This window comes from Phormidium sp. CCY1219 (assembly GCF_055795085.1).
Genome location: NZ_JAYFEQ010000773.1, coordinates 1 through 7,659 on the forward strand (window position 1 = coordinate 1; position 7,659 = coordinate 7,659).

The following is a 7,659-nucleotide window of genomic DNA, read 5'->3' on the forward strand; positions in this document are numbered from 1 at the left end:
GACTCTCCTCCCTATAACAATTCACTCTCACGACAATTAGCGCAATTAGCCAAAATTAATTGGGCAATGCCCTTTTATTAATTGGATTAAATCGCGTCTCTACAAGCGGGGGAGTTGGATGCATCTCTAACATTGTTGTTTAGGACATCTGCCCAGTACAAAGCTAGTTGTTAACCTGTTATCTGTGCGGGGGGGGGGGAGCTGGATACTGCATCCGGGAGAATAATGTGGTTATCCCTGTCGAAGAGAATTTTTCCTTCCTCTTGTAGGGTCTTTAAGAAGCGAGTAATCGTGACGCGAGTGGTACAGCAGGCGTCGGCGAGTTCTTGATGGGTGAGGCGCACTTGCAGTCGAGAGCCTTGGGGGACCCGATCGCCGAACAGGCGATCGCAGGTTTTGAGCAGACAGAGCAAGCGGTGTTTAATTTTGCGCCGACCATATACAGCTAAAAAATATTGGGTTTGATGCAAGTGCTCTAGCAGTTGGGAATTGTTGAAGGATTTGAGCTGGTTGCATTCTGCAATTTCTGCTTGGGGGATGCAGACCAATTCTACCGTATCCGAAACCGCCGTAGCTTGATAGATAGAGAAGGGGGTAAACTTCGGTCCGAAGGGCATTTTCGGACCGATAATGCCCATCATAATTTCTTCGTTGTTTTCTGTGAGGGTACTCAGTTTCACCCACCCCTCGCAGATAATCCACAGGCTATCGAGTTTGAAGGGGATGATGTCTCCTTTGAGATAGCAATGGCGATCGCGATCGCAGGTGGGGTCGAACGCTTCTTGCGCTTCCTGGGCGGCGATTCGCCGCACTCGGGCGGTGATATCGCGCACGCACAGACGCATGGAAAGCACATTGCCCGTTTCATCGCGATCGCAAGACAGGGTAAGCGCCGCGTCAAACGCATTGCGATACGGGGAATACAGGCGCAATTCCCATTCTTGCGGATCGCGGTGTTCTTGGCGCTGTCGCAGTTGTTGGCGAAAGGCGTTGCTTCGCTCGGAAGGAACCAAGGTCGGGAATGGTTTTCCCAGTAAGAATTGCGCGGGGCAATTAAACAGCACTAGGGCGGCGCGGTTGGCGTGAGTAATGATTCCGCTAGCGTCGGTGACCAGGTAGGCATCTGGGGACTCATTAAACAGGATGTGGTAGCGATCGCGCTCTCGTTCTACTTCGGAGTGCAGGTCCAAGATATTCTCGTGCTGGCATAATAGCTCCTCCATCGCCACCTGCAATGCTTCCGCCGCCGTCCCCAGTTCTTTAAACGCATGCAGCATCAGGGAGGGTTGTTTCTCCAAGGCGGGATTTGCCCTTTCGTAGAGTCGGCGAACGCGATCGTCGAGGGTCTCTACATATTGCCTCAACGATTCAAAAGTCATAGCCTGAGTGCTCACTGCTGGATTCTCGCGATCGCGATTGATGGGTTGAAACATAATTCCTTCCTAAGCCACCCGGTGGCTTGACAACTTTTGCAACTTGCAATCTCCCGAGGTTGGGGTGCCTACCCTTCCTGTAGCAAAAACTATTGTGCCCATCTTCTCTGTGACCGAGTGAAAGCAGTTACGGTATGATTTTTCCGAAAAAACATATTACTCTCAAATTCTATCGCCAATTTAGGCTAAATGCAAGGAGTTTGCCATTTAATTTCACCGAACCTGCAATCCTCGACCCCCTTTCTCCACAAGGATTCTATTTTCTATGTGCGGTATCGGACAGAAAAAGATTTGGGTCTGTGATATGTAACACTTTATTCCCGGATAGCCTGTCCGCGTATTCGTTACTACACCATAAGTTAACCGGAGTTTATCCCTACTGGGAGATTGGCGTGTCGGGGATTGCACTTATTATGGATCTATCAGCAAAACCCGACCATTGACCCAGGATAAACAGATCAAGCCGGTCGATTTAGCCCAATATATCGGCGTTATTGATACCAGGCGTGGAATATCAGTGCAAAAAGCGCCCCAGATTTCGCCTCCCCCAGTCCCCGAAAAATCGTTAACCCTGCGGGGCATTTACGATGATAGAGTTAGGGCAGAGATATCTTGCACGACAGGGAAACGAGGGGGATTAGGGAAAGTTATCGGAATGGATAAAGAGGCGGATGACTCGAACCCAAGCCCTGGGGATTTCCATCAAGCGGGATAAGAGTATGTAAAGTAATCAACTTACAGAGGTGAATAACTGATGAAAGCGATCGCTCCTGACAATATGATTTTACTGGTTGAAGATGACGCCAACTACGCGAAAATAGTTCAACTGGTTTTTGAGAAAGCCAATTTACCTTTTACCTTGCAGGTGGTCAAGAATGGAGAAGAAGCGCAGCTTTACCTTTCCCACTGCAACGGTGGAGGAAAAAGCGATCGCGCCACACCGATGCCTAAGCTAGTGCTGACGGATATTAACATGCCTCGCCTCTCCGGGTTGGAATTACTAGCATGGATCGCCGATAAACCCCGGTTGAAACACTTGCCGGTAGTGGTAATGAGTAGTTGTTTCGATGAGGAGCAAATTCAAACGATCGAGCGCCTCGGGGCGAGGGCTTATTTTACCAAACCTTTCAGTCTTAAAGAGTTGTTAAACCGCCTAACCACATGCGTCAGCAACTTGCAACAAGCAGCGTAGAGCAAACCGACGCCAGATGTTAGCCGATAGGCGATCGGCTAACAGAATCGGAGCATCGGCCCGATTTACATGGATTACTTTTATTGCGTTTGAAGGAAAAAGAAGAGCGAAGCTGAGGAGATTTCAATTTCTGCGCCAGTTTTACCTAAGCCATTTCCTGATTTTATCTGCCGAAAGTTGCCATAAATAAAGCAATTATAATGATTAGCAAGCCGGAGAGCGACCCTAACTTTTTTGCAAATTTTAAACCTTTACAAAGTAAAAGAATTTTAGTCGTAGAAGATGACATCTCTACCCGAGATTTATTTAAATTTATTTTTGAAGAAGCCGGGGCACAGGTTATCGCTGTGTTATCGATTAAAGAAGCGATAGAAGTGCTGCAAAATTTACAACCGGATGTATTGGTGAGTAACATGAAAATGCCTGATGGCGATGGGTTTGCGCTGATTGAAACCGTGAGAGAGTCGGAAGTAGGAAAAACCGTTCCCGCCCTGTTAGTCACGGGTTTGCCCGAATGGGAATACGGACCGAAAGCGCGGAGGTTAGGGTATGAAAAATACCTCACCAAACCTATCGATCCAGAAAAGTTAGTGGAAGAGGTATGCCATCTGGTTAAAAAAGGGGTTAACTGTTCGTTAACAGCCGATGAAGATTAAACCAAAATGCCAGTGGGTCTATGTCCCTACCGGAAAGGGGCGTCGTGGGAGCAGAATTTGACGCCGTTGGTGAGGAAAGCTGAGCATTCAGATGATAAAGAGGAAAAGCGTTTTTACCGTTTCCTTGGGGTCAAGGAAAGGGGGTCAATCGCCCAGTTCCAAGGGAAAATGGGGAAGGGAGGAAGAAAGAACCGCTTCAGCCAACCCAGGCGATCGCCGATTTTCCTGTCAGGGTTAAATTGGAAATTTAGTTATTTTCTCGGTTTTCAAAACTGCTGTCCTCCCCTTACGATGGGTTAGCAAGGCGCAATATGAGCAAGACAACACCTGCAAAAAACAATCTACTGCTTGGTTTGCCGATCGCGTCTGACTTTCAAAGAGTTACGAACCGGGTAATTAGGAGACAAGCTTAAAATGGGCTACGATGGTTATTCCACTCGTTATAGCCTCTGGGAAGCTGTGGAAGATTTAGCCGAAACCACAGTATCTTTAGGGGTGATTCCCGGGTTTGTGGTGCGCTACTTTCCCGATGGTCGGCACTTTTACATTCCCGACGAGATTCACGCCGAACCCCTGAGTGCGGAACAAGCCTATTTCCACTTAAAAGCATTAGTGGAAGAATCTGGCGTATTAACTGACATTGTCGAGGATAGCTCCGAGGATTGGCGATCGCCCCCGCTTGGAGAATCGGTAGGCGGAAGTATTCCTTCGTCCCCGCCAGCGATCGCCTATCACTCCTCTCCACTATAGGAAAAACCCTTCTCTTCTCTCTCGATACCCCTCGATATTCCTCAGATCACCTGTAGCCCCACGGGGCAATTTTTACCTAAACTCACCCCCTCGGCACAAAAAAAGCCCGACGGGAAGTCGGGCAATGTCGGAATGCGCGCAATTAGCGATCGCGAACCTTTACAGGTCCCCGCCGCGAAATGCCAGCAAAAAGATGACCACGGGGCCAGAAATCATAATTAACCCCACCATCGTGAGCTGAATAATCGCTTCCAGGTTGAGGTTACTTGCAAAATTGGTTAAAAAATCCATTTATCCTCCCAACAAATGCCCAATTGAATAGACGAGTAGGCTTCAGTGCGCTCCACCCTAGCTGGAAACCAACCCCGGGAAGAGAGCGCGGTTCGGTAAAATCCGCCTAATTATCTTACAAGCCAATGGCTCATTTTTTTAATAAACTTTACAAAACTCCAAAAAACCCAACTCCTGGGGGGATTCTCTGCAAACCCCGGGGGAGGCGCTCCATCGGTGAGGGAAAACCGCTATGCTAAAAAAGCAGGCGCGCAGAGAATAAGGAGAGGAGCGCTCGTGGCAACTTGGCAATGTGTAAAGCAGTGCGGGGCTTGCTGTCATCTGGATCCGGCGGATCGTCCCGACTTAGAAGACTACCTGACCCCCGAAGAACTAGAGCTTTATCTGAGTATGGTCGGATCGGATGGCTGGTGCGTGAATTACGACTCCTTAACCCGCGAATGTCGCATTTACGACGATCGCCCCCGGTTTTGTCGGGTCCGCGCCGATGTTTTCCAGGACATGTACGGCATCGAACCGGAAGAGCTCAACGAGTTTGCGATCGAGTGCTGCAGCGAGCAGATTTCCGGAGTCTACGGCGATCGCAGTTTAGAAATGGTACGCTTTCGCCATTATGTGGGAATTTAAAACAACCTCTACCAATGGGTTGATCTTTTTGGGCATTCTTTGGAACAATGAACTGCATACTGGAAACCTAGCGAGCGTTTAGCCCAATAACCCGTGAAAACATCTTCTGTATCCGATCGCAGCTCCATTTTGGTGAAAGAACAGCACTCCCCCACTCCGCCGGTAAGCGAAGCAGATGGCGATCGCGCCGTGGCGGAAACGCCGAACGCCCACAGCCCCACTGAGTCATCCAACGGCGATCGGGGCGCATGGGGAGTATTTGCCTCCACTTTCGTCACCATTTTTCTCGCCGAATTAGGGGACAAAACGCAACTGGCGACCTTGTTAATGACAGCAGAATCTCAATCCCCCTGGATTGTTTTTGCTGGTGCTGGTTCTGCATTAGTCGCCACCAGCTTGCTAGGGGTAATATTAGGAAGATGGCTTGCCAAGCGCGTTTCCCCAAAAACCCTGGAGCGATCGGCAGCGATCGTCTTGCTGTTTATCGCCGCTACCTTGGTGTGGGATGTGGTGCATTAACCCAAGCACTGCCCGCCATAAGGCGCAGCAACTGTAGGTTCTCTATTAACAGCGCGATAAAAAAAGCAATCAGAAAAAGGATAAAATATGATAGATTGGCAACTTCTCGGACTGAGTTTTATCACCGTGTTTTTAGCCGAATTGGGAGATAAAAGCCAACTTGCGGCGATCGCGCTGGGTGGCAGTTCCAAATTTCCCCGCGCTGTATTTTTCGGCACTGCCGGCGCGTTATTGCTCGCTAGCTTAATCGGCGTTTTGATTGGCGAAGGTGCAGCCCAAATTTTGCCCACTCAGTGGGTGAAAATCAGCGCCGCCGCCGGATTCGCCATCATGGGCATTCGCTTGTTATGGCCCAGTTCCGACTCGGAAGACTCCCCCGAATCCCCTGCAGAATTGGGAATTGAAAATTAAGCAATCGTAGGATACGTGACCCCCGTTATCCAATTCATGGGAAAATCCACGAATTTTATCCGGGGGTCACGCACCTTCCCCACCGCAATAAAAAACCTCCACCTATATTATAATGGCAGAAGCTTTCTGTTGTTTAATCTCATGGAATGCCCAGGGATTTATTGAGCCACGGATTCGCCGCGATCGCGATACAACCAAGTCAGCAGAATCGCGCCGCCAGTCAATTTCAGCAGTTCCAATGCCCAATATCCGGACTGCATTTGTGTCATTTCAGCCGCCGATTGCTGTAGCGGTTCTAACCAATTGAGCTGCATCACTAACGCACTCAGTTGCGGCGTCAAGCCATAGGTTTCGATAGAAGTCAGCGCCAACAGGAACACCGAAATTACAATAGCGGGAGTTATCCACTTTCCTTGCACTTGGTGCAGTTTTACCAAAGCCAAAATCCCGGTTAAAACTAACGCCGCACAGATTAATTCGATGCGATTAAACATGCCAAAAATCATGTAACCCGCGGAAGCAAAACCGGGTTGAGTCATCATTCCCGCCGCATATAAACTCGGCATAATTACCCCATCCAGCAGCAGGGTACCGCTCAGCCAAAATCCCAGACTCAATAATGCAATAGTTTGCCACAGTGGTTTTTTAAATTCGATTGTTGAATGTGCTGCCATCGATGTTTCCTCTTTCTTCTGTTGTGTCTCTATTACTTTTAGCTTATCGAATATCTGTAGCAATTGGGATTAAGTATTTTTTCAAAACGCTACGAAATGTATCGAAATCCCCGGTTTTGGCAGGAAAAAGGGTTAAGATTTGTTACGAAGGGGGTAACAGATGAAGATTTGAGGAGGTGGCGATCGCGGTTCTGCCCGCTTAGGGGAATGATATCATCAAATGGGGTTAGGTTTCCCTTCCCCCGACAGCGAAAGATTGCGAGAGGTTCTGGTGAAAGCAGTTGTTTTATTATCCGGCGGATTAGATTCCTCTACAGTGCTTTATCAAGCGAAAGCTGATGGCTGCAATTGTTATGCCCTCTCGTTTGATTACCAACAACGGCATCGGCGAGAATTGGAGGCGGCGCATGCGATCGCTTCGACGGCAGGGGTTGCCGAACATCAGATTGTGAATTTTGACCTGCGAAAGTGGGGGGGGTCTGCCTTAACCGACGAGGCGATGGACTTGCCAGCAGATCGCTCCCTGGAGGAAATGTCGCGCCACATTCCAATTACCTACGTGCCCGCGCGCAACAGCATTTTTCTCAGCTTTGCCCTCGCCTATGCAGAAGCGATCGCGGCGTCGCGGGTTTATATCGGCGTAAATGCCCTCGACTATTCCGGCTACCCCGACTGTCGCCCCGACTACATTCAGGCGATGCAAGAGGTATTTCGCTTAGGGACAAAACAAGGCCGAGAGGGAGAAGCGATCGCGATCGTCACCCCTCTGATTGACTTAAAGAAAACCGAAATCATTCAACTCGGCGATCGCCTGGGTGTCCCCTGGGAGAAAACCTGGTCTTGCTATGCCGGTGGGGAATTAGCCTGCGCTCAGTGCGATTCCTGTCGCTTGCGCTTGGCAGCATTTGCCCAATTAGGCTTAACCGACCCCCTGCCTTATGCTGGGGTTTAAGGAAATCTGGCGATCGCTGAGAAATTGAAGCGCGCCTTTTTTGTGGGGAGGGAGTTCAAACCCAAATTTTGCTCCTTCCAATCCAGGCGATCGACCCTCCGCCCCCACACCAGACGAAAAAGCCAACCTGAGTTCGCATACAGTTGGTAATCTG

The 7,659-nt window shown here is 49.3% G+C and carries 10 protein-coding genes; 7 read left to right on the plus strand and 3 right to left on the minus strand.

Features of this window, described 5'->3' with window-relative positions; genetic code table 11:
* Positions 1-170: 170 nt before the first annotated feature.
* Positions 171-1,433, minus strand: a complete 1,263-nt coding sequence (locus AC0QH1_RS23340; protein ID WP_324633773.1) for a PAS domain S-box protein — start codon at positions 1,431-1,433, stop codon at positions 171-173.
* A 754-nt stretch (positions 1,434-2,187) separates the two neighbouring features.
* Here AC0QH1_RS23340 and AC0QH1_RS23345 point away from each other — a divergent pair.
* The 3 genes from AC0QH1_RS23345 to AC0QH1_RS23355 all read left to right on the plus strand — a co-directional run bounded on the left by AC0QH1_RS23345 (position 2,188) and on the right by AC0QH1_RS23355 (position 4,031).
* Positions 2,188-2,625 (plus strand): response regulator, encoded by a 438-nt coding sequence (locus tag AC0QH1_RS23345; protein ID WP_324633774.1) that lies wholly within the window; start codon positions 2,188-2,190, stop codon positions 2,623-2,625.
* Positions 2,626-2,825: 200 nt separating this feature from the next.
* Positions 2,826-3,281 (plus strand): response regulator, encoded by a 456-nt coding sequence (locus AC0QH1_RS23350; RefSeq protein ID WP_324633775.1) that lies wholly within the window; start codon positions 2,826-2,828, stop codon positions 3,279-3,281.
* A 414-nt stretch (positions 3,282-3,695) separates the two neighbouring features.
* Positions 3,696-4,031 (plus strand): hypothetical protein, encoded by a 336-nt coding sequence (locus AC0QH1_RS23355; RefSeq protein ID WP_324633776.1) that lies wholly within the window; start codon positions 3,696-3,698, stop codon positions 4,029-4,031.
* A gap of 159 nt (positions 4,032-4,190) precedes the next feature.
* On the opposite strand, the gene psb30 is transcribed toward AC0QH1_RS23355, so the two are convergent.
* Positions 4,191-4,322 (minus strand): photosystem II reaction center protein Ycf12/Psb30, encoded by a 132-nt coding sequence (psb30, locus tag AC0QH1_RS23360; protein ID WP_324633777.1) that lies wholly within the window; start codon positions 4,320-4,322, stop codon positions 4,191-4,193.
* A 276-nt stretch (positions 4,323-4,598) separates the two neighbouring features.
* On the opposite strand from psb30, the gene AC0QH1_RS23365 reads away from it, so the two are divergent.
* The 3 genes from AC0QH1_RS23365 (at position 4,599) to AC0QH1_RS23375 (ending at position 5,879) form a co-directional block, all read left to right on the plus strand.
* Positions 4,599-4,949, plus strand: a complete 351-nt coding sequence (locus AC0QH1_RS23365; protein WP_324633778.1) for a YkgJ family cysteine cluster protein — start codon at positions 4,599-4,601, stop codon at positions 4,947-4,949.
* Positions 4,950-5,042: 93 nt separating this feature from the next.
* The gene (locus tag AC0QH1_RS23370) at positions 5,043-5,468 is read left to right on the plus strand and encodes a TMEM165/GDT1 family protein (RefSeq protein WP_324633779.1); all 426 of its coding nucleotides are present in this window, start codon (positions 5,043-5,045) and stop codon (positions 5,466-5,468) included.
* A 90-nt stretch (positions 5,469-5,558) separates the two neighbouring features.
* Complete coding sequence (locus tag AC0QH1_RS23375) at positions 5,559-5,879, plus strand: TMEM165/GDT1 family protein (protein ID WP_324633782.1); 321 nt, start codon at positions 5,559-5,561, stop codon at positions 5,877-5,879.
* A gap of 158 nt (positions 5,880-6,037) precedes the next feature.
* Here the strand turns inward: AC0QH1_RS23375 and AC0QH1_RS23380 are convergent, their stop codons facing one another.
* Positions 6,038-6,553, minus strand: coding sequence for a hypothetical protein (locus AC0QH1_RS23380; RefSeq protein ID WP_324633780.1), 516 nt, complete (start codon positions 6,551-6,553; stop codon positions 6,038-6,040).
* Positions 6,554-6,824: 271 nt separating this feature from the next.
* Here AC0QH1_RS23380 and queC point away from each other — a divergent pair, with 271 nt between their 5' ends.
* The gene (gene queC, locus AC0QH1_RS23385) at positions 6,825-7,505 is read left to right on the plus strand and encodes a 7-cyano-7-deazaguanine synthase QueC (RefSeq protein ID WP_324633781.1); all 681 of its coding nucleotides are present in this window, start codon (positions 6,825-6,827) and stop codon (positions 7,503-7,505) included.
* Positions 7,506-7,659: the final 154 nt, after the last annotated feature.

Bases quoted from the DNA above. Each gene is read 5' to 3' on its own strand.
- psb30 (WP_324633777.1), bottom strand. From the start codon at position 4,322: ATGGATTTTTTAACCAATTTTGCAAGTAACCTCAACCTGGAAGCGATT.
- AC0QH1_RS23340 (WP_324633773.1), bottom strand. From the start codon at position 1,433: ATGTTTCAACCCATCAATCGCGATCGCGAGAATCCAGCAGTGAGCACT.
- AC0QH1_RS23355 (WP_324633776.1), top strand. From the start codon at position 3,696: ATGGGCTACGATGGTTATTCCACTCGTTATAGCCTCTGGGAAGCTGTG.
- AC0QH1_RS23345 (WP_324633774.1), top strand. From the start codon at position 2,188: ATGAAAGCGATCGCTCCTGACAATATGATTTTACTGGTTGAAGATGAC.
- AC0QH1_RS23350 (WP_324633775.1), top strand. From the start codon at position 2,826: ATGATTAGCAAGCCGGAGAGCGACCCTAACTTTTTTGCAAATTTTAAA.
- AC0QH1_RS23380 (WP_324633780.1), bottom strand. From the start codon at position 6,553: ATGGCAGCACATTCAACAATCGAATTTAAAAAACCACTGTGGCAAACT.